19 protein-coding genes and 2 tRNA genes are annotated in these 21,209 nt (G+C 44.4%); 7 read left to right on the top strand and 14 right to left on the bottom strand.

Features of this window, described 5'->3' with window-relative positions; all coding sequences use genetic code 11:
• Positions 1-140: 140 nt before the first annotated feature.
• A complete protein-coding gene (locus tag P2W76_RS05520) occupies positions 141-653 on the bottom strand; it encodes a hypothetical protein (protein WP_276346555.1) in 513 nt (170 codons plus the stop codon).
• 813 nt (positions 654-1,466) lie between these two features.
• Between P2W76_RS05520 and P2W76_RS05515 the strand changes: the two genes are divergently transcribed.
• Entirely contained in the window at positions 1,467-1,979 is a 513-nt protein-coding gene (locus tag P2W76_RS05515) for a hypothetical protein (protein ID WP_276346554.1), read from the top strand.
• Positions 1,980-2,036: 57 nt separating this feature from the next.
• On the opposite strand, the gene P2W76_RS05510 is transcribed toward P2W76_RS05515, so the two are convergent.
• The 3 genes from P2W76_RS05510 to P2W76_RS05500 form a co-directional block, all read right to left on the bottom strand.
• Positions 2,037-2,219, bottom strand: coding sequence for a spore protein (locus P2W76_RS05510; RefSeq protein ID WP_276346553.1), 183 nt, complete (start codon positions 2,217-2,219; stop codon positions 2,037-2,039).
• 25 nt (positions 2,220-2,244) lie between these two features.
• A tRNA-Cys gene (locus tag P2W76_RS05505) sits at positions 2,245-2,315 on the bottom strand.
• Between the two features lie 52 nt (positions 2,316-2,367).
• On the bottom strand, positions 2,368-3,111 hold the full coding sequence (locus P2W76_RS05500; protein WP_276346552.1) for an RNA methyltransferase: 744 nt from the start codon (positions 3,109-3,111) through the stop codon (positions 2,368-2,370).
• On the opposite strand from P2W76_RS05500, the gene P2W76_RS05495 reads away from it, so the two are divergent.
• A complete protein-coding gene (locus tag P2W76_RS05495; protein ID WP_276346551.1) occupies positions 3,102-5,483 on the top strand; it encodes a BamA/TamA family outer membrane protein in 2,382 nt (793 codons plus the stop codon). The two genes, P2W76_RS05500 and P2W76_RS05495, sit on opposite strands and share 10 nt — an antisense overlap.
• 382 nt (positions 5,484-5,865) lie before the next feature.
• On the opposite strand, the gene P2W76_RS05490 is transcribed toward P2W76_RS05495, so the two are convergent.
• From P2W76_RS05490 to P2W76_RS05475, 4 genes are all read right to left on the bottom strand, one after another.
• Positions 5,866-6,426: a hypothetical protein gene (locus P2W76_RS05490; RefSeq protein ID WP_276346550.1), complete on the bottom strand. Its 561-nt coding sequence runs from the start codon at positions 6,424-6,426 to the stop codon at positions 5,866-5,868.
• Positions 6,423-8,741, bottom strand: a complete 2,319-nt coding sequence (locus tag P2W76_RS05485; RefSeq protein WP_276346549.1) for a patatin-like phospholipase family protein — start codon at positions 8,739-8,741, stop codon at positions 6,423-6,425. The genes P2W76_RS05490 and P2W76_RS05485 overlap by 4 nt, the downstream gene beginning before the upstream one ends.
• Before the next feature lie 110 nt (positions 8,742-8,851).
• Entirely contained in the window at positions 8,852-10,699 is a 1,848-nt protein-coding gene (locus P2W76_RS05480; protein ID WP_276346548.1) for a carbohydrate-binding family 9-like protein, read from the bottom strand.
• Positions 10,700-10,752: 53 nt separating this feature from the next.
• Positions 10,753-11,556, bottom strand: coding sequence for an endonuclease/exonuclease/phosphatase family protein (locus P2W76_RS05475; RefSeq protein ID WP_276346547.1), 804 nt, complete (start codon positions 11,554-11,556; stop codon positions 10,753-10,755).
• A 121-nt stretch (positions 11,557-11,677) separates the two neighbouring features.
• Between P2W76_RS05475 and P2W76_RS05470 the strand changes: the two genes are divergently transcribed.
• Positions 11,678-13,039, top strand: coding sequence for a DUF1080 domain-containing protein (locus tag P2W76_RS05470; RefSeq protein WP_276346546.1), 1,362 nt, complete (start codon positions 11,678-11,680; stop codon positions 13,037-13,039).
• 33 nt (positions 13,040-13,072) lie between these two features.
• Here P2W76_RS05470 and P2W76_RS05465 read toward each other — a convergent pair whose 3' ends face one another.
• From P2W76_RS05465 to P2W76_RS05440, 6 genes are all read right to left on the bottom strand, one after another.
• On the bottom strand, positions 13,073-13,441 hold the full coding sequence (locus tag P2W76_RS05465) for a response regulator (RefSeq protein WP_276346545.1): 369 nt from the start codon (positions 13,439-13,441) through the stop codon (positions 13,073-13,075).
• 100 nt (positions 13,442-13,541) lie between these two features.
• Positions 13,542-14,234, bottom strand: coding sequence for a DUF4397 domain-containing protein (locus tag P2W76_RS05460; RefSeq protein ID WP_276346544.1), 693 nt, complete (start codon positions 14,232-14,234; stop codon positions 13,542-13,544).
• Positions 14,235-14,548: 314 nt separating this feature from the next.
• Positions 14,549-14,620, bottom strand: a tRNA-Arg gene (locus P2W76_RS05455).
• A 47-nt stretch (positions 14,621-14,667) separates the two neighbouring features.
• Positions 14,668-15,768, bottom strand: a complete 1,101-nt coding sequence (gene ychF / locus P2W76_RS05450; protein ID WP_276346543.1) for a redox-regulated ATPase YchF — start codon at positions 15,766-15,768, stop codon at positions 14,668-14,670.
• Between the two features lie 205 nt (positions 15,769-15,973).
• Positions 15,974-16,300, bottom strand: a complete 327-nt coding sequence (locus tag P2W76_RS05445) for a DUF3276 family protein (protein ID WP_276346542.1) — start codon at positions 16,298-16,300, stop codon at positions 15,974-15,976.
• 122 nt (positions 16,301-16,422) lie between these two features.
• Entirely contained in the window at positions 16,423-18,207 is a 1,785-nt protein-coding gene (locus P2W76_RS05440) for an ABC transporter ATP-binding protein (RefSeq protein ID WP_276346541.1), read from the bottom strand.
• Between the two features lie 149 nt (positions 18,208-18,356).
• Here P2W76_RS05440 and P2W76_RS05435 point away from each other — a divergent pair, with 149 nt between their 5' ends.
• From P2W76_RS05435 to yajC, 4 genes are read left to right on the top strand one after another with little or no spacing between them, the layout of a single operon-like run.
• On the top strand, positions 18,357-19,445 hold the full coding sequence (locus tag P2W76_RS05435; protein ID WP_276346540.1) for a Glu/Leu/Phe/Val dehydrogenase: 1,089 nt from the start codon (positions 18,357-18,359) through the stop codon (positions 19,443-19,445).
• A 34-nt stretch (positions 19,446-19,479) separates the two neighbouring features.
• Complete coding sequence (nusB, locus tag P2W76_RS05430; RefSeq protein ID WP_276346539.1) at positions 19,480-20,427, top strand: transcription antitermination factor NusB; 948 nt, start codon at positions 19,480-19,482, stop codon at positions 20,425-20,427.
• 5 nt (positions 20,428-20,432) lie between these two features.
• Positions 20,433-20,888 carry a DUF1573 domain-containing protein gene (locus P2W76_RS05425; protein ID WP_276346538.1) on the top strand — a complete coding sequence of 152 codons (456 nt, stop codon included), beginning with the start codon at positions 20,433-20,435 and terminating at the stop codon, positions 20,886-20,888.
• Between the two features lie 28 nt (positions 20,889-20,916).
• Positions 20,917-21,201, top strand: a complete 285-nt coding sequence (gene yajC, locus P2W76_RS05420) for a preprotein translocase subunit YajC (protein ID WP_276346537.1) — start codon at positions 20,917-20,919, stop codon at positions 21,199-21,201.
• The last annotated feature ends 8 nt before the right edge of the window (positions 21,202-21,209 follow it).

The following is a 21,209-nucleotide window of genomic DNA, read 5'->3' as shown; positions in this document are numbered from 1 at the left end:
ACCTGCTATGATCTCCAAACAACAGACTGAGGTCAACACGAAGAATGTATTAATTGAGGAAATAACTCTAAATTAACGGTGTCTTAAAAATGGGAAGGCTACAAAAATTAACAGATGCTAAGCTAAAAATCAATCATTCTTTAAAAGAAGAACGGGAAGTTATAATTGATAACGGAATGGTCCTTATATGCCGATCCCGAAAACGTCATTCTAACTTCTTGTTTCATTTTTTTGACTATTTGATCAATATCCTGGGGTGTGATAAGGGTGTTGCTATTTGCCGTCATAAATAGAAATTCATCAAATGAACCATTTTGTAAAACGGTGACATATATGGAAACTTTTTCTTTATTAGTTCGCATTTGAGATAATTTGTCTTTTAAAACACCTTTTACTACTGCGTTCACTTTCTCATGATCTACATGCATCTCAGATCGCAAAATACCTTTTGCGTTGTGCCCTTTAGACGGCTGAGGGAATCCGGATTTAGTGTATTTGTTTTCCAGATTTGTCACAGTCATCCGATTGGGGTATTCTGTCGATTTCACTGTATATGAATTGCCATTTACTTTATATGTGTTACCTGCCCTTAACGCTTGCGAGTATGCAGGCATGATAGCAAGAAACAGAAGACCAATTATTAGATTTTTCACAATGTAAAGTTTTTGGTAGTTTGGTTTTAGGGTACAGTGCCCGACACTTTATCTAATAGTGTTAGATCGTAAGCGTTCCTGTCTTCAGTGAATCTAAGCCCTGTTTGGGCAATAGTAGAAACACGATTATACTTTACTTTCATGTTGTAGTTTTAATCACACATTAAATCTATAACAAAATACCGACCTGTTTACAGAAGAGCTGACAATAGCCTCACACTATATGTGTTAAAAGTAATGATGATTAAATTGTAAATGAGGATCAATTATTTTTTTTACGTGAGCCATTCGGTTGTTTTGAATGTATCGGCGTTGATGGCAACACGAGGCACATTCATTACTTTTCGTGCCCCTCGCATCCATATCGGACAAAAAATCATATTAGGATCTGAAGTGTTTTTACGCTGCGTAGTAGTTGTTAAGATAGTTCGATTTAAACAAACCACGCAAACCGTCATATCATTCCTACACCAAATGGCTATATCGCCCATTTATTAAGTCGAATTTTTAATTAACTAATCACTAGTGTCCGGTTAAAATTGAAATTTCAATTAATATGTTCTTATGCTCAGTATTGGATATTTATTTCTGCTTTTTGAAAAGTAAGCCTCCTATAAAAATACATGCAGACTTGACCCCGAAGGTGCCCGCCCGGATGAACACCGTTCGGACGGGGTCACATGTTTATAGAAGAATTCATTATGGCATTTTTCCGACCCCGGAGGTGGTCGTATGTAAAGATTTTAAGCATATACGACCACCTTCGGGGTCAAAAAGCGAAATCTTTTAACCAGACACAATTAATAAACTAATATGAAAACGTCAATAACAATAATCTGGATCTTAAACATTATATGTTCGATCAGTTCCTGCAAGCTCAAAGACCTGAATGTCCAAAAAAACCGCAGTGTCAATTATGAAAAGGAGGATATCAAATTGCAGGGCAATCAGCTTGAAACCTATTCGGGCAACAGGCTCGTTCTGTTGAGCGATTCCAGCAAGCACCAATATCAGGTCAGGATCTTTCCTGTAGACACGTTTAATTTCTCGATAGGCGAGGGCTTCACCGGCCGGGCGTCCAGTATCGAAGTGCTTGGTTCTGAACAACACCTTCTACGGATCCTGGATAGCTCCGTGGTCCAAACGGGGCGAAAAGCGAGTCTCGATTATGAGCGAACTACTGATTCGCGTGCCAGGGAATCGGATAGCTCTAAAGTCCTGATAAAGACATCACCAGGGATAAGTTTCTGGTTATGGTTAGGATTTGTAGTTCTTGTAATTTTTATCGCCTGCGGATTATGGAAGAGGTTACGCCCGTTAAAATAACAAAAAAAATCCCGGCCATTTCATGACCGGGACCTTCAATCCTGAACAGATCAGGGATTATTTTTTTGCAGCTGCTTCGATCTGAGCTAATACCGCGTTGTTCTTGCTGATCTGGTTTGTAGCAGATTCTGCAGAACGGCTTCCGGTTTCAATGTTCCGGCCTAATTTCAAAAATTGAACCTCTAAACGTGAAGTGGTTTTATTCTTTCTGTCTTTTCTTTTTAAACGTGTAACACCCATGGTTTTAAATTTAATTTTTTTGTTGAGGTCAGGACCGGATTCGAACCGGTGTAAAAGGTTTTGCAGACCTCTGCCTAGCCACTCGGCCACCCGACCTTTTTGTTAAGGACTGCAAAAGTAGCAATTTATTATTGCTCCCCAATATATTTTAAGAATTTCTTCTGATTTCTGAGCAGAATATGGAAGCAGAAATGGCGACGTTCAGGGATTCGGCCTTGCCAAACGCGGGGATGGTGACCGGATACGTGATCTTATCCATGATTCCCGGTCTTATTCCATTGCCCTCATTGCCAAGAACGATGATCCCCTCTGTCCCGAAATTAGTTGCATATATGGATTTTCCATCGAGCAATGCCCCGAACACGGGTACGCTGCTCCCCGCCAGGAATTTATCCAGATCGGTATACTCCACGCTTACCCTGGCAAGGGAGCCCATGGTGGCCTGTACAACCTTTGGGTTGTAAACATCAACCGTATCTTCAGAACAAACCAGATTTGTCATCCCAAACCAGTCGGCAGTTCTGATGATCGTACCCAGGTTGCCGGGGTCCTGGATACCATCAAGTACGAGTGTAAATGAACCTTTCAGCAATTTTGTTGTTAACCCTCTGTGTTCGGGGATTTTTACCAGGGCAAGCATTTGCTGCGGGGAAGATAAAGCGCTGATCTTTGTGAGCTCATTGGAGCTTATTTCAAATAGCTTTATATTCTGTGATAAATTACCCAACTTTGGCACCACATTTTCAGTGTAAAAAATGGTGTCTGTTACATAATCAGAATGGATAAACTCTGAAATGGATTTAAAGCCTTCAACAATAAAAAGGCCGCGTTCTTTTCGGATCTTTTTCTGTTGCAGAGATGTTATAAAACTTATTTGAGACTTTGAAATCATATCTTATCCGCCGTAGTTTCTCACTTGCAAGTATACTGCTTTTGATCCTGATTATCTGTTCCTGCAACGCATCGCGCTTCCTGCCTGATGATCAGGCATTGGTAAAAAAGGTCAGGCTGGACAGCGTGGATAAGGAGTTTTCTGAAACGGCCATGACCTATGTGCAGAGCGATGTTCGTCCAAATTCCAGGCTTAACCTTGCCCTTTATAATACGTTTAACACAAAAAACGGGAGGTATCGCACAGACCGGATTAAAGCGATCGGTGAGCCGCCTCACATACTTGATAGTTCCCTGGTAGAAATATCAAGGGTGCAGATCGAGAAGTTCCTGGCTACCAAAGGTTTCTTTAAAGCAGAGGTCAAAAGTGATATTAAGATTGAAAATAAGAAGGCTGAGATCACTTTTACAGCCAGGCAGGGGCCGGAGTTCAAGGTAAGTGAGATCAATTATGAGATTGCAGACTCTGCTGTAGAAGCTCTTTATCAAAGTAAACGGGCCGACTTTACACGGATGCACGCGGGTAAAAGATTCGACGCAGACTCGCTTGCTTACGAGCGCGAGCAGGTTTACAGGCTGATGAAACAGAACGGCTATTACGACTATGTGCGCCAGTTTGTACGGTTTGACGTGGACAGCAATCAGAACAACAGCACGGCCAAGGTTACCATGTACCTGGCGAGCCCTGCCGACAAGCCTTCCCACCAGGTATATACCATTGATAATAGCCTGATAACGATCCGGAACAGTAACGCCCTGACTGATAGCCTTGTGAAGGATACCATTACGGTAGACTCTCAGTATAATTTTGTTGATCATTCCGGGAAATTTAAAGCCAAGCCGATAAGCAGGTATATTTTTATTAAGAAGGGTGAGCTTTATAATATCGACAAGGAGGACCTTACCTACGACCGGCTTTACGACCTGAATGTGTTCAGGAACGTTAAAATAGATTATGCGAAGACAAGCGACAGCAGTGCGCGCCTTCAGCCGCGCTATGATATTGTGCCTCTTAAGCGGATGAGTAACAGGATAGAGGGGGAATATACGTTTAACTCTGGCCGTAATGGATTTAACGTGGGTAACACCTATACAAACAGGAATCTTTTTAGCGGGGCCGAACTGCTGGAGATCAAGGCTAAATATGGAGTTCTGTTTGACGCTGCAGCAGGCGGGCCGCTCCTTGACCGGATATTCAGCCGGGACCTGCAGCTGGGGGTAAACGTAGTTTTACCGAAGCTGCTGGTGCCGTTCAGGATACCTGTTATGGGTAAGAATGGAATTCCTCACACAACAATTTCCAGCAGTCTGCAGTTTTTTGACCAGAAAACTGCGTTTAGCAGCAGGGTTTTTATTAATTCTATTACGTACGACTGGGTGGAAACAAAATATAAGCTGCACACGCTGACCCCGATAAACATTGAGTTCAGGAAAGGCAAGCTTAACCCGGTTTTCAGGGATAGCCTGCGCCAGCGGGGATACGAACTCTATGTCCGTACCAATGACCGTGCTTTTTTTAACCTGGGAAGCCAATATGCTTATGCGCTGAATACGATCAAGCTAAATACTTTTGGGAACTTTATTTACTTCAGGGGCGCATTGGATGTTGCAGGTAATACGTTGGGCCTGCTTGACAAGGTTCTTAATTTTCCGAGAGATACAACGGGTGCGCGGACCGTTATGGGATTGCCATATCAGCAGTACGTTAAAACTGAAATTGATGTGCGTTTCTACAGGTCGCTCGGGGGGGAACGGCAGTTTATATTCCGGTTGAACCCCGGTGTCGGAGCCCCATGGGGCAACAGTGAACAGCTTACCTTTGAAAAGAATTTTTTTGCTGGCGGGTCGAGTGGGGTGAGGGCCTGGCAGGCACGCACACTCGGGCCGGGTAATTATAACAGGGCTTCACTCGGAACAGGCGGAAAGGCCGATACGCTCAGGGCAAACCTCAGGAACCTGGACCAGTTGGGCGAGTATAAACTGGAAGGAAATCTCGAATACCGTTTTAAGATTGCAAATAACATCCTGAACGCCAAAGTCAAGGGGGCAACCTTTATTGATTTTGGTAACGTGTGGCGGAAACCTTCATCTTCCAGCCAGATCGAGAATCCGGGCGGCGATTTCCAGTTCAGCAAATTCTTGGGCCAGCTGGCGGTAGGTACGGGTGTGGGACTGCGGTTTGACCTGAATTATTTTGTATTCCGGCTGGATGCAGGTATTAAAGTGAAGGATCCGCAGTTTACCGGCTCTGACCAGTATGTAATTAAGTACCTGTTCAATAAGAGCGATTTTAAGGCCAGGTATAAGATTACTAATTATCCGGACGTTTACCGGTTTGTCCAGTATAATTTTGGGATAGGGATGCCTTTTTGAGTTGAAACCTGATAGCTATCGGGTTGAGAGTTGAAAGTTGAAAACGGAAAGCTGAAAACTGAAAACGGAAAACTGAAAGTGGAGAGTTGAGAATGGATAATGGCCGGTTGGCAGATATATTCCCGAGCACCTTCGGACAATGTCATTAAGTTAAGGGCCGTAAGGTTCCAGCTTTCGCTGGATCCGCTAGCTACCGGATGGCAACGCCGCTAGCGGGCCAACTTCGATCCTGACGAAGGTCAGGATCTCCCAATTACCCCAACAAATTTGTCATTCCAGCGAAAGCTGGAACCTCCTCTTATAAATTCCCCGACCCGAATGTGTCCGCCCGGCTGATACCCTTCGGACGGGCCCACAGGCGACGACGCAACTAATTTACGGTTTAGAAAAGCCCCTTTAATCCGTCAAATATCGTATCAAAAAAAGTAGGTAAACGGAGGCCGTTTTTCGAATTAAATATCAGCAGGGCTACAAGGATAATCCCGCCGATAATGATAAATTTCCGGAACATGCTTGCAAGGATGATGATTCCCAGGGGAACAAGAACTAACAGCACCCAGCTGATCTTAACCGGGTTAAGATCATCGCCTTTCTTATAAATATAAAATAACTTCCCGTGTGTACCGCTTTCGTTCTTATGCCGCAGGTACAAAAATGTTGACTTGTCGATAGGCTGCGGGGCAACTGCCACACCATTGTTGAACTTCAGCTCCTGCACAAAGCCGTTAAAGCTGAACAGGAAGGTTCCGTTTAAACTCTCCAGCGGTTTCTCGTTCTCATCGGCAGCTATGATCGCCAGCTTGTTATTCTTAAGTAAGTTTTCCTTTACAACGAAGTTGTTTAAAGCTACCTGTTCGCCGGTTTGACCGCCGGATTGCGCGAATAAGGGTGTCAGGCCGGTTAAGAAAATAATGAGCAGTAAGACAGATTTTAAATTTCTCATTCAAAAGATCGCTTATTATAAATCAGAAAGCCGGCGTGAAACATTACACCAAAACGTTTTTTATCGTCTTCGTAATGGTTGAAACTTAAACTAACCGGGCCAACTAATGTATGAAAAACTAAGCCGGCAGTTGCAGCTAAATAATTCTTTGCGAATAGCTTTCCATACCTGACCGACTGTAGCCTGTCGAGCTCAAATTGTTCCATTGGCTGAAAGATATAAAACTCTGCCCGTGCATCCAGGTTTTTAGTCAGTTTAAATACGTTCTTTACACCCAGGGCACCGTATGTATTGGCGCGGAAGTTTTCCAGGTAGAGAGATTTGGAATCTTGCAGGGGATAGAAGGCGGGTGCGCTGAGAAGGGTTGACTTATACGTGCTGAAAGCGGGTTTATTGCTGATGACCAGCTCAGTTAAATATCCGAACGAGTACCTTTTTGTATGGAAGGGATACTGTTCCCTGCTTAGTTTTGCATTGAACCAGTCGCGCCTTATATGCCGTTTACCGCTTGGGGTAAAGCCAGCTTCTTCCCGGAAGATATTTCCTGCTATGTAACGTTCGGTTCCGTTGTAAATATTTATTCCGACCTGAAAAGACGAACCGGTATTGGCATACATTCTGCGGTTCAGCAAATTTTTGCTGAAATTGAGCGAGGCCATAAAGCCATCATAGCTGCTTTGATCAAGGATATCTCCAAATTGGAACCGTTGATTCGGGCTGTACTTATCCTCGAAATTAATATACCCGGCCTGCAGCTCCAGCTTCCCATTATTGCTCAGCGGAATTCCCAGCTTCAATATAGACCTGCGGTCGGATTGCTCGATGAAGGTAGGATCAACGTCTTCGATGAAGATCTGGCTCTTGTTAAAATAATTCCAGTGGTTGTACGTAAACTCTGCTTCGAGATAGAACGGCAGCCGCCCGGGAACATCCATCCTGGTCATGCCCTGGGCGGATTCATAAAATCCGCCTGAATAGAAATTAGCTGAAAACGTATAGGAATTTATGCGGAGGTAATTGTACTGCAGTCCCACATAGGCGTTGCTGACCGGCCGCGTGGAGATAGCGCCGCCAAAATCTAATTTAAAGTTCTTCTGCCTTTGCACCTGCAGCTCAAAATCATAGTTGTCAGTATTAGCCTGCGCCTTTATCCGGGGATATACTGTCTCAAAATTATCGTCGGCCACGAGCTTATAATAGCCGGGTTTGAGCTGTTCGATGGTTGGGTTTTTGGTTATGGAACTATTAATGACGGTCTCCACATATTTCTTTTGCTTGGAGTTTACCCCTGTAGCCACAATTTCATCAAACTCCAGCTGAGATTTCCGGTTTTTGAACTCCAGCCTTTTCTGCAGCAATTCTTCATCACTGATCCTTCGCGTAACGGACTTCTTTATATTGTCCATGTCGGCGATGGTGGCGTCATAGCCTCTTTTAATAAGCTCGGCAACCGGCAAAAAATTGGTTGTGCTGAATCCCCCGAGATCTGGCTGGATATATGCGCCGTTTTTGCCGATGGCGGTAGAATCTGACTTTGAAAGGAACATATAGACCAGAAAGCGGTTTATTAGCTTTTCGTCATTTTCTTTCGGATAATCATTAAAGATCTTTGAGGAGACATTTGATCCTATGATATAATCGGGCTTGAAATCATCTTTCAGAACATCAACCGGGAAATTATTATAGAGGCCCCCGTCGAAGACATACTTGTCATTTACCTTAACCGGTCTGTAAACCAGGGGCACGGCAAAGGTTCCCCGAATAGCCTCCGGGAGGTTGCCCTTTGAAACAGGGATCATTTCCTGCGACAGCACGTCGGCAACAATACACCTGAACGGCACCAGTAAATTATTGAAATCATCTTTTGCATTCACAGAAGCTTGTCCGAAAAGCTCCAGCAGCGCATAGTTAAGCGGCACATCGTTTATCAGATTGGATCTCAGCTTAAAATTAAAGCCGGTGTCTACCTGCAGTTTTGCAGTAAGGAAAGATGGGTTTTCGGGCTTCTTGTTAAAGAAATACCGGTAGTTGTTTTTGAAGCTCCCATTTACCCAGTCCTGAAAATCCGAGCTGAGTGCTATGTGCTCGATCTCGGCGGGAGAATATCCGGAAGCATACATTCCGCCGACGATCCCGCCCATCGACGTGCCCACTACATAATCAACGGGAATATTATTCTCTTCGAGCGCTTTAAGCACACCAATATGAGCAAGACCCTTTGCCCCGCCGCCGCTAAAAACCAGCCCAACTTTCTGCCCGGAGGCAGTAAAGAAGAAGGGAAATAGTGACAATAAGATAAGAAGCGGCCTTTTCATAATCTCTAAACGTAAAATTAAACGTTTAACATATCAATATTGAGATCAGTCAATACCTTTAATGTTACAGTACGAAGGATGTCAGGCGGTTGTTACATCGAGCAAAGCGACTAATAGTCCTGAACCGTAGTGACGAGATGAACTGAACTGACTGTTTTCATCGTATTAATAGCGCGGTTGTGATGGTTGGCACCGGTCAGCACAATAACTCTCTTCCCCGGATTTTTAATAGCCAGTTCTCTGATGTTGTCGGCTAGCTTTTGATCCCGTTGTATGCTAAAGTCGTCATAGTACTGATAGGGAGTATTTGCCAATACGGCGGTTTGTGCGCGGGTATATTCGTCGGTCACTTTATCGTACGTCCCGTCGAGAAGCTCCCCGGCGCTAAGCTTGCCCATCATTTCGCCCTGCTTAGCCTTTAAACTAACCATGCCCTTTGCAATCCGCGCCTTAATAATCGCAGAATCTTTCATGAGTTTTTGGTTAGTTACCCGGAGTTTTCCCATCTCTCCAATAGTATCCCTGTTAAAATCGGGAGGCAGGCTCTTGCCCTGCATTTCGGCGCCTAAAAAGTCGATCCCAGCCTTTTGAACTCCCGGAAAGCCTGCCCGGGCCATGATCATTTCCGGCTGGTAAAACCGTTTCAGGTACGTGCTGTCCTGATCGATATCTTCCGGCCGTATCTCCACGGCGATGATATCCGGCTTGAAATTCTCGATGATCTTCATGACATGATTAAATGTATATTTTACATTCCTTGCATGTCCGCCATGTATCGTCGGCAATATCAGGAGCTCGGTTTTCTTTGGGGCGATCGCGCTGCCGGCGGAAACATTCACGTACCCATCCTGGTTGACCGAAATGGTTTGGCCTGCCTCATCAGTGATGGTAGCCAGAAAGGTTTTTGATGTAGTTTCAATGCTTAGCCTGTTTTTAACACCATCTATTATTATATCATTTTCAGGAATACCTAAATCTCCGTTCGATGCGGTATAAGCTTTGGTTTTTTTAAACCAGTCCTTTTGCTTGTAATAAGCAAGCCACAGATAGTCCCGCTGCTTTTCTGAATAGGGCAAGACAAATCCCGCCGCACTTTTATTTGACGGCGGATCCGGCGAGAATACGGTGTATCCCCATCTCTCAGGCAGATGCATGTTAATTAGTCCCTGCGAACTCCATACGGCATAATGCGGCGGGCGAGGTTTTCCTGCGGCATCCAGCGCTTTTGAATATACGTTATTCTGAACGGTGAAGTCCCACCCGGTACGCATGAAATTTATCCTGAAACCGGTATTTCTTCTTTCGTCTTTAGGGTTAAAACTCAGGGAGGCCAGGGGTATGGCAATTTCAGCGACCCAGCCGGTATCCTTATCGGATGAGTTGTTTAAGGTGCCGTTGAGCTTTACTCCAGACTGCAATCCGATCGGTACCCAGCCTGTAACCGGCGTGCCTCCGTCGCGGTAGGGTTTGTTCATGATCAGGAACAGCATCAGATTGTCCGGGTTAATCTGGATCTCAAAATCATCGTTCATATCGTTATTGGGATCGATGAAGATCTTAAACACGTTATCCCGGAAAATATTATCTGCCGGTGATTGTTTGTTGGCCCATAGGTGAGGTTCTTCCATCCGGGCAGCGATGTAAAGGTATTTCTCATCCCACAGCATTTTTACCTGTGTTTTATATGCTGGTGCGGGTTTTGGTTCGCCTTCGATGTCGATAAAATATTCGGTCCAGGGCGCACCGGCCCATTGGCTTTCATTTAGTTCACCATCCATTTTAAGCGGAGCATCGCTATGATAGAGCGTGTAGGATCTGGGTTTGGTGAATAAAGTTTCATAACCTCTAAAGGGTGACTGTGCGACTGAACTGTGGACATTGAGCATCATATAACAGCACAAAATGCTCAGGGAGGTGATAGCCAGCGAATAGCGGCGTTTTACAACAGGGTATGACATGATCTGGCTTTAATACATAAAGCTATGAAAAAAGCTAGTGTATCGCCGTGTTTTTAAAATTCGTAATACAGCACTGCTATCACCGGTAAATGGTCTGAAGCATAATGTTCCGGCACCACCGTGTGTGAAATGGTTTTGAATTTTGAAGCTGGCTTATACCCGATAAAATCAATCGTTATTCTCGGCGTTACCACGGGGAATGTCGGTTCGCAGGCCTGGCATGTGCGGGTAAAGGATTCGTCAAGTTTTTTGATCACAGCAGATCCAGGCTGGTCATTAAAGTCGCCCGCAATGATTAGCGGCAGAGTTTCTGAGGCAGCGATGGCATTTATCTCAGCTATTTGTTTTTCGCGGTTGACAGAAACTTTCTGAGCATCGAGGTGTGTAGAGGCAAACCTGAGTGACACACCGTTTTTTAAAGTAATTTTTGCTGTTGCCATCACCCTGGGTTCACCACCGGTTCCTTCAACCGTGGTGAGACGATGTATTTTTGTATCGCTCATGGGATATTTTGACAAGATCGCAACTCCGTATTCGCCCCCGTCATGGTCGATCGCCTTTGCGAAAAAGAAATTCATCTTCAGCTTTTCAGCAATTATGGCTGCTTCATTGATCTTCCCGGTTCTGCGGGTGTTGACATCCACTTCCTGCAGTGCGATGATATCCGGGTCCTGGTTTTCTATTGCCCTGACGATGGCATCGATATCCGTAGTGCCGGGTTTTGTGGGCGGGACCGCGATATGGATATTATAGCTCATTATTTTGAGTTTTCCTTTTCCTGTGGAGGTTTGGCTTTCCCGCGGGGTACCGCAGGCAGTGAAGATGATAAGACACAGGCAGAGAAATTGACGGATCATAGTAACAAGTATTGATTGCGAAAATTACCACAATTTTAGGCTTGACGGAAATTTTTCATTATCAGTTTCAGCCAGGCAATTTTATAGATGAAATTAGTACTTTTAGTAAATTCTACTTTAAATGTATTCAAAAGCAATTATAACATCCGTTTTGATTCTTGGTTCAATTTCAGCCTGGGGGCAGCAAAATGGGGGGTGGACTGATCTTTTCAACGGGAAAGATCTCAGCGGTTTTAAGCAGCTCAACGGGAAAGCAAAATATGAGGTCCGTAACAAGGAAATAATAGGGATTACGGTTCGTGATGAACCCAATTCATTTTTGGCCACCGAAAGGCCATACGGAGATTTTATCCTGGAGCTGGAGCTGTTGGCGGACCCTGCAATGAATTCCGGCATTCAGATCAGGAGCCTCAGTAAGCCGGATTATATGAATGGCAGGGTGCATGGATACCAGATCGAAGTGGATCCTTCTGCCCGCGAATGGAGCGGCGGCATTTATGATGAATCCAGGCGCGGCTGGCTATATCCCCTGGAGCTCAATCCGGCAGGGAAGAAGGCCTTTAAAAATAACCAGTGGAACAAATACCGGATAGAATGCATCGGTAACACGATACGGACATGGGTGAACGGTATCCCAACCGCGCATCTCGTGGATGCCGAAACAGCGGAAGGTTTTATTGCCCTACAGGTTCATTCCATACCCAAGACCGTTGAACCGGGACATCAGATCCGGTGGAGGAATATCAGGATCAAAACAGGCAATATAAAACCTTCGCCCGGCGATAAGATCCATATCGTTAATACCATACCAAATAACTTATCCTCTCAGGAGAAAAACCAGGATTATTCGCTTTTATGGGACGGAAAAACCACTAAAGGCTGGCGGGGTGCAGCGAAGGCTAAGTTCCCTGAAAAGGGTTGGGAAATAAAAGATGATGAACTTCGTGTTTTAAAGTCAGACGGCGGGGAATCCATAAACGGCGGCGATATTGTTTCTGAGAAACTGTTCAGTGCCTTTGAATTAAAATTTGATTTTAAGCTGAGCGAAGGGGCAAATAGCGGTGTGAAATACTTCGTGACGGAGAAGGAAGGGAATAAGGGTTCTGCGATCGGGCTGGAGTATCAGCTCCTGGATGATGCCCGGCACCCGGATGCTAAAATGGGAATTGATGGTAACCGGACGTCCAGCGGTTTATACGATCTCATAGCTCCCAAGAAGCTGCCTCCCGCCCTTGCCAGGAAAACAGGTGCCTGGAACCAGGGAATTATCCGGGTTTACCCGGATAACCGCGTTGAGCACTGGCTGAACGGCTATAAGGTTGTTGAATACCAGCGGGGGGCAGAGGAATACAAAAAATTAGTGGCCGGAAGCAAGTATAAGATATGGGACAATTTCGGACTGGCTGCGGAGGGTCGGATACTGCTCCAGGACCATGGTGATGCCGTTTCTTTCAGGAGCATCAAAGTTAAGACATTGAAATAATGTAACCCGGCAGGAAAGTCTTAAGGGTTCAGATTATGCCGTAAGCTTCAGCTCAACTTTATTTATGAGGCTCACGATATCAAATGGCTTTTCAAGAAAATCGTCCGGCTGGCAATTTTTGCGAAGGGATTCTGCCATATTATGCGTAGCTGAGATCATTATAATGGGTATGTGAAGCGTGTCTCGCGTATTTTTAATGTTATTGCATATTTCCCGCCCATCCATGTTTCCCAGCATCACGTCCAGGATGATCAGATCAGGGCTAAATTGGGTGATATGTTCAAATATTTCTTGTCCGTTTGACATTAATTCTACCTCGTATCCTTCTGATTCCAATATCAGGCCGATGATCTCCAGTATGTCGAGGTCATCGTCCACAACCAGTATCTTTCTTTTTTTCATAACCTACAGTTCACTAATAGTTAACACGGGGATGCAAAGACCGTACCATATATTGGTGTTTTACCTGCATGAATACTAAGAAAAGGGGGATTTTGAATAATTAATTGTTCGCCCTGACAAGCAATCTCAAATCAAGTTCATCAATGCCATCTTTCAAACCGCCCGCCCAGATCGTGTAAATTTTGCCGGCTACAACATCGAGGCTTGCTTCGTGTTCAACAACGCCGTCAGAGCCCCGCAACTGGAACATATACGCGCCCGGGTCGATAGAACTGAATGCTGATGCTGTTTTATATGCCTGGCCTGTAAAGAGAACCTGCCCGTTTTGGATAGCCAGGCTGAATGTCCCGCCATCAGGACTAAGATTAATAAATCTTAGCCTGGCTTTTCCGCTTGCAGGCAGGGAAAGATCGTCTTGTGTAAGCAGGGTAGATAAGGCCGTATTTTCTCCGGTAACGAAAAGTGAGTAGTATTTATCATTTTCAAGCGAAACCGTATCGGCGAGAAGGGAGTTAAATGAACCACCCTGCGCGGCATCAAATTTTCTGTTGCCGCTTTTAGCCAGGATATATGAGCTTTCCTGGCCGTAGCCTAACGCCGGACCGTTAACAAGGCTGTTATCAAGAAAGAAGTTGATAGTCAGCGGCCCCGGCGATGCATTCACCACATTTAACGCGGAAGTGCTTATTGGTTGATCATTGGACAGATCCTTAAGACAGGAAGTTAACAGGACAGCCGAAAGCGCGACGGCGAAAACCCGGATATAGGAAAATATATTTTTAGATGTTTTCATGGCAGATTGTTTTGGAAGCAGTTGATTAGAATCTCTCTCCAAACACCATACCGGAAAATGCATTTGAATAGGATTTATATGGCCATAGGAACAAAAAAGCCCGAACAATTCGTTCAGGCTTTTCATTGTGCACCCTAAGGGATTCGAACCCCTATCTTTGGTACCGGAAACCAAAATTCTATCCCCGTCCGAACGGTGTTCAGCCGGGCGGGCGTTGAACTAAGTTTTTTATTATGTTTCGGGTTGCACCCGATACGGCTTCCGACACCCGTTAAAATAAAAAAAGCCTTTCTTTATATCAGAAAGGCTTGTAGTGCACCCTAAGGGATTCGAACCCCTATCTTTGGTACCGGAAACCAAAATTCTATCCGTTGAACTAAGGATGCGCAGAAATTATTCACAAATATAGCTATTCGCTTTTCAGTGGCAAGCTTTATACGTTAAATCTGAAATGCATGATATCGCCGTCCTGTACAATGTATGTTTTGCCTTCGACTCCCAGCTTGCCAGCTTCTTTACATGCTGCTTCAGAACCGAGGCTTACAAAATCATCGTACTTGATAACTTCCGCGCGGATAAAGCCTTTTTCAAAATCTGTATGGATCACCCCGGCGGCCTGAGGAGCAGTGAAGCCCTGCGTGATGGTCCAGGCTCTTACTTCCTGTACACCGGCGGTGAAGTAGGTCGCAAGGTTCAACAGCTTGTAGGCTGCCCGGATCAGCTTGGTAACGCCCGACTCGCTTAAGCCGAGATCCTCCAGGAACATTTGCCGTTCCTCATAACTATCTAGGGATGCAATTTCAGCTTCGATTTGTGCAGATATAACAAGTACCTCAGCATTTTCTTCTTTTACCGCTTCCCGCACCTTTTCCACGTAGCTATTGCCGGATGTGACAGATTTCTCATCCACATTGCAAACATAAAGCACCGGCTTTTCAGTAAGCAGCCATAGATCAGCGATAAATTCACGATCTTCCTCAGTGATAGGGGCGGTGCGGACCGGTTTTCCGGACTCGAGGTGGGATTTGACAATATTGCACACCTCATAGGTTTTCTTGGCATCCTTATCGTTACCGGTCTTAGCCATCTTCTCGACCTTCTGGATCCGTTTTATAACGGCTTCAAGATCTTTCAGCTGAAGTTCGGTATCGATAATTTCCTTATCGCGGATCGGGTCGACAGATCCGTCGACGTGGATCACATTATCGTCGTCGAAACACCGTAACACATGGATGATAGCGCTTGTTGCGCGTATATTGCCAAGAAACTGGTTTCCCAATCCTTCTCCTTTGCTGGCTCCCTTTACAAGGCCTGCAATGTCGACAATTTCGATCGTGTTAGGCTGTACCTTATTTGGCTGGACCAGTTCTGCTAACTTCGTTAAGCGCGGATCCGGCACAGTGATCACACCTATATTAGGTTCGATAGTACAGAAAGGAAAATTCGCAGCCTGTGCTTTCGCATTCGATAAACAATTAAATAATGTTGATTTGCCCACATTTGGCAGGCCAACTATTCCGCATTGTAATGCCATGTTTGAGTTGAAAGTTGAAACCCGATAGCTATCGGGTTGAAAGTTGAAAGTTGTACTTGGTTACTGATTATTGACTACTGATCACCGATTACTGGTTCCCGATCACCGATCACCGATCACCAATCCGGCTGCAAAGATAGAAATTTAGGCAACAAAAAAGCCATCCGCGGCAGCGAACAGCTTTTAATATCTCAACGTGTTCTTTTTATATTTCGAACGAAAAATCGTCTTCGACCTTAGCTTCGGTATGATTTTCTGAATATTCGTACCTTTTCTCTACAACTTCCTGGTTGGCTTTAATGTAATCAATGGTTTCTTTGAGACCTTCAGCAAATTTTTCAAAGTCTTCTTTGTACAAGAAAATTTTGTGTTTAATAAAAACACCGTCTTCTAAACGTTTTTTGCTTTCTGTTACAGTAACATAGTAATCGTTTGAGCGTGTAGCTTTAACATCGAAAAAATAGGTGCGCTTCCCCGCTCTTACCTTTTTTGAAAAAACCTCTTCTCTTTCCTTGTTGTCGAAATCTCCCATTATTATTTTTTTAGGTTGGGGTAAATATAACAGATATTCTCAAAGTTACAAATTGATTTTTTGCTTGTTTATTTGGATGAACGCCATGGATTCAAACAGGCGTCCGGATATGGGTGGGAAACTTACACTGCCTGCTCTTCCAAAAGCTGCTTTTCGTATAAGTCGAAGTAGATGCCTTTTTTTGTCATGAGTGTTCTGTGGCTGCCCTGTTCCATGATCTCACCGCCATCCATGACCAGTATTTTGTCGGCATTTTTAATCGTTGAAACGCGGTGTGCAATTACTATGCTGGTTTTATTTTTCATCACTTTGCCCAAATTGCGGAGGATCTGCTCTTCGGTTTTGGTATCAACAGCCGACAGGCAGTCGTCGAAAATAAGGATCTGCGGCTCTTTAATAATAGCGCGGGCAATAGAGAGCCTTTGCTTCTGGCCGCCCGACAGCGTAATTCCCCTTTCGCCGATCAGGGTTTCAAAGCCCTTCTCAAACTCTTGTATGTTATGATAAACAACAGCGTTCTTTGCCGCGTTTTCGACACTGTCATTATCCGGGTCTGCTATGCCGAATGCGATATTATTCCTGATGCTGTCTGAAAACAAAAATACTTCCTGCGGCACAAAGCCGACCTGCTGCCTGAAACTATTGAGATCAATATCCTGCACTCTTTTGCCATCAATGAGGATATCCCCCTGGCTGGCATCGTACATTCTCATGAGCAGGTTAGCGATGGTAGATTTCCCTGATCCTGTACGGCCGATTATCGCTAAAAATTCTCCGGGCTTAACTTCGAACGATACGCTTTTTAAAGCCTGAATTCCGGTATCCGGGTAGGTGAAGCTTACGTTCTTAAACTCAATTCCGCCCTGGATAACAGCCGGCTCTGCTTTAGCGGAAACGATCTCTGGTTCGGTATGCAGGAATTCGTTAATCCTTTTTTGTGAAGCGGCAGCCCGCTGGATCAGGGATGTAACCCATCCTAACGACATGACCGGGAATGTCAGCTGGTTTACATACACAATAAACTCAGCAATATTTCCGGAGGTTATTGTACCGTTCATTACCTCTATGCCCCCGATATAAACGGTAATGATCGTACTTAAACCGACAAGCAGCAGTATGAGCGGGAAGAACAAGGCCTGCACCTGTACGAGGGCCATGGATTGCGATTTATAGTTTTCGCTCTCGGTATTGAATTTTTCTCTTACATCGTCTTCCCGCACATAAGCTTTAATAACGCGTATCCCGGAAAAGGTTTCCTGTACAAAGCTGGACAGAGCAGATAACTGTTCCTGTATCTTCTCGCTCCGGTTGTTGATCATGGTATTTACATAGTAGATAGTTATAGCAAGGAGGGGCAGGGGAAGAAGGGAATATAAAGCAAGCTTTGCATTAACGCTAAACATGAAGCTCACGATCATGATAAATAATACCAGGGTATTGATCGTATACATGATAGCCGGGCCAAGGTACATCCTAACCCTGCTCACATCTTCGGTAACCCGGTTCATTAGATCGCCGGTATTATTACGGCGATAAAAGGCCATTGACAAACGCTGATAATGGTTATATATCTCGTTTTTCAGGTCATATTCAATATGCCTGGACATCAGGATGATGGTTTGCCGCATGAAGAACAGGAAAATGCCGCGAAGGAGCGCAAGTGTCAGCACGATAATGCCGAAAAGCATTAACGTATGCCCGAATATTTCGTTGATCACATCCTGCCGGTCAAACCCGCTGAACAGCCTGTAAACTGTTATGTTTTCACTAACCAAATCGAAGGCTATCTGGATAACCTGTGCAGGAAGCACTCCGAAAATATTCGATATGATGACGAATAAAATCCCGGGAAGAAACCTCCAGCGGTATTTGTAGAAAAACTTATTGAGATATGCGAGTTCTTTCATCGGGGAAGCGGATCTGTCAAAAATAGCCAGAATTTGTGATTTAGGCGAAGACGATCATTAATAGATCAAATAAAACCGGGAAGACTTTTTGCTGAGCTGTCTAAATTTGGAAATTTTGCTACTTTTGTGACGTAACTAAGGTAGCAGATATGGTATTGTCTCAATTTGATGAACATTCGGTTTTCAGTAAGCTTGAAAAATCAGGTCATCAGAACGTTGTATATTGCAGTGACCCGGGTACCGGTCTGAGAGCAATTATAGCCGTACACGATACTACTTTAGGTCCCGCACTGGGCGGTACCAGGATGTTTGCTTATAAGACGGAGACAGAAGCATTAAACGACGTTTTGCGTCTGTCGCGCAGCATGACCTACAAGGCTGCGATTACCGGGCTGAACCTTGGAGGCGGAAAGGCTGTCATAATAGGAGACAGCCGGCTGCATAAGAGTGAAGCTTTGATGAGACGCTTCGGCAGGTTTATCGAAAACCTTAACGGCTCATTTATTACAGCTGAGGATGTGGGTATGAATCCTAAGGATATGGAATATATCCGGATGGAGACAAAATATGTGACGGGGATCCCTGAATCTATCGGAGGAAGCGGCGACCCATCGCCTGTAACCGCGAGAGGTGTCTTTATGGGAATAAAGGCGTCTGTAAAGGAGTTTTTCGGGAATGACAGTCTTGCCGGGAAGTCTGTTGCTGTACAAGGTATCGGTCATGTAGGCGAAATCCTTGTAGGCTTGCTAAGAAACGAAAGTGCAAAAGTATATGTCAGCGACATAAACGAGGAACGCCTGGGACAGGTGGCTCAAAAATACGGCGCAGAAGCAATCTCTACCAATAGTCTCTTTGATCTCGATATAGATATTTATTCACCCTGCGCACTGGGCGCTACCGTCAATACGGAAACCATTAACCGCTTAAAGTGTTCAATAATTGCGGGCTCGGCCAATAACCAGCTCGCTGATGAAGAGGTTCATGGAAAAATGCTGCTGGACAAGGGCATTTTATATGCTCCTGATTACCTCATCAACGCAGGAGGGTTAATAAATTGTTACTCGGAAATAGCAGGATTTAATAAAAAGAAGACCTTGCAGATGACCGAAAATATCTACGAGGCTACAAGGCGTGTGCTGAAAAAATCAAAGGAAGAAAGTATTCCGACGAGTGAAGCTGCAAACAGGATTGCTGAAAAGCGGATTGAAGATATCAGAAAAATAAAAGCGGCCTGGTAAAAAAGGCCTTATACATACAAAATCGTTCTTATTCATGTTAAACAGAAGGCACCTGCGGGTTAAAGCGTTACAGGTATTATATTCCTATCAGCAATCGGAATCAAAAGATGTAAAACCATTTGAAAAGGCACTTCTTAAAACTGTAGACAGGGTTTATGAAATGTATATCTGGATGCTTTCGCTGCTTGTTGAGGTAGCAGATTATAGCATCATTAATGCCGAGGAAAGGGCTAATAAATACCTTCCGTCTGAAGATGACCTGAACGCAACTGATATGCTGAAGAATAATCTTTTTATTCAGTCGCTGCTTCAGAATCCCGACTATCTTGCCGCCGTTAAGAAGTATAAAATATCCTGGGATTTTGATCCTGAAATCAGCAAAGCCATATTTTCCAGCCTTAAATCGTCATCCGAGTACAAGGAGTTTATCGGCTTGCCGGAACACACGATAAAATCCGATAAGGATATTGTGAAATTCATATTTAAGAAGCTGATCCTGAAATCGCCCGGGATAGAGCAGGTGTTTGAGGAAAAGTTTATCAACTGGCCGGTTGATAAGGAAGTATTGCAGGCGCTCATCGCTAAAACATTCAAGAATTTTTCGAGCGAGAATCCGTTGGAGAACCGTCTTGCCCAGGTCTGCCCTAACTGGGACGAAGACCGGCCATTTATGCTTGACCTTTTTAATAAGGTGATAGCATTCGAAAATGAATACCAGGAAATGATCTCGCAGAAGACAAAGAACTGGGAGGCAGAAAGGATTGCCGTAATGGATATTTTGCTAATGAAAATGGCGATTGTAGAACTCGTCCATTTTTCATCCATCCCCGTCAAGGTGACCATGAATGAGTATATAGAAATAGCAAAAGAATTCAGCACTCCTAAGAGTAATTCGTTTATAAACGGTATTTTAGACAAAATTTTAGCCGATCTTAAAGCCAAAGGAAAGGTTCGCAAGACCGGCAGAGGACTAATAGAATAAATTATATGAAGAAGATCATTTTATCCCTGGCCTGCCTGGCAATACTTGCTTCGTGCAGCAACCAGCAACCTAAAGAATCAGCAGCAACCGAAACCGCAACTGAGGCAGCTGCATCTGAGGCGGCATCCGCAAATGCCCCGGTTTTCAAATTTGAAAAGGAATCATTTGATTTCGGACAGATCACCGACGGCGAAAAGGTTTCGCATGATTTTAAATTCACCAATATTGGCCAAAGTCCGCTTATTATCACCAGTGCGACAGCAACCTGCGGCTGTACGGTTCCCGATTACCCTAAAGAGCCGATCGCTCCGGGTGCTGAGGGTGTAATAAAGGTTGTTTTCGATAGCTCGGGAAAGCCTGGAATGCAGAACAAGGTGGTTACTATCACAGCTAACACGGTTCCTGAAATTACCCAGTTAACTATTCTTGGAAACGTTGTAAGCACTACTGCTGCCAAGTAATTAATACTTTTATTTAGACAATTATAATATGGAACAAATCGGTCAGTTTTTACCAATGATCTTAATCATTGTGGTGTTTTATTTCTTTATGATCAGACCACAAATGAAAAAGGCTAAAGATCATAAGAAATATGTTGAAGAATTAAAAAAAGGGGATAAAGTGATCACAACTTCCGGAATTCACGGTAAGATCGTAGATATTAACGACACGACTTTTCTTATAGATGTGGATAGCGGGACAAAGATCCGTTTTGACAAATCAGCGATATCCCTCGAGGCATCTAAGGCACTGAACACGGCGGCTTCCAAATAAGAGGTGTT

The sequence above is a fragment of the Daejeonella sp. JGW-45 genome, assembly GCF_029360805.1.
GTDB lineage: Bacteria > Bacteroidota > Bacteroidia > Sphingobacteriales > Sphingobacteriaceae > Daejeonella.
The sequence above is the reverse complement of the archived record's forward strand: the minus strand, read 5'-3'. Positions and strand labels throughout refer to the sequence as shown.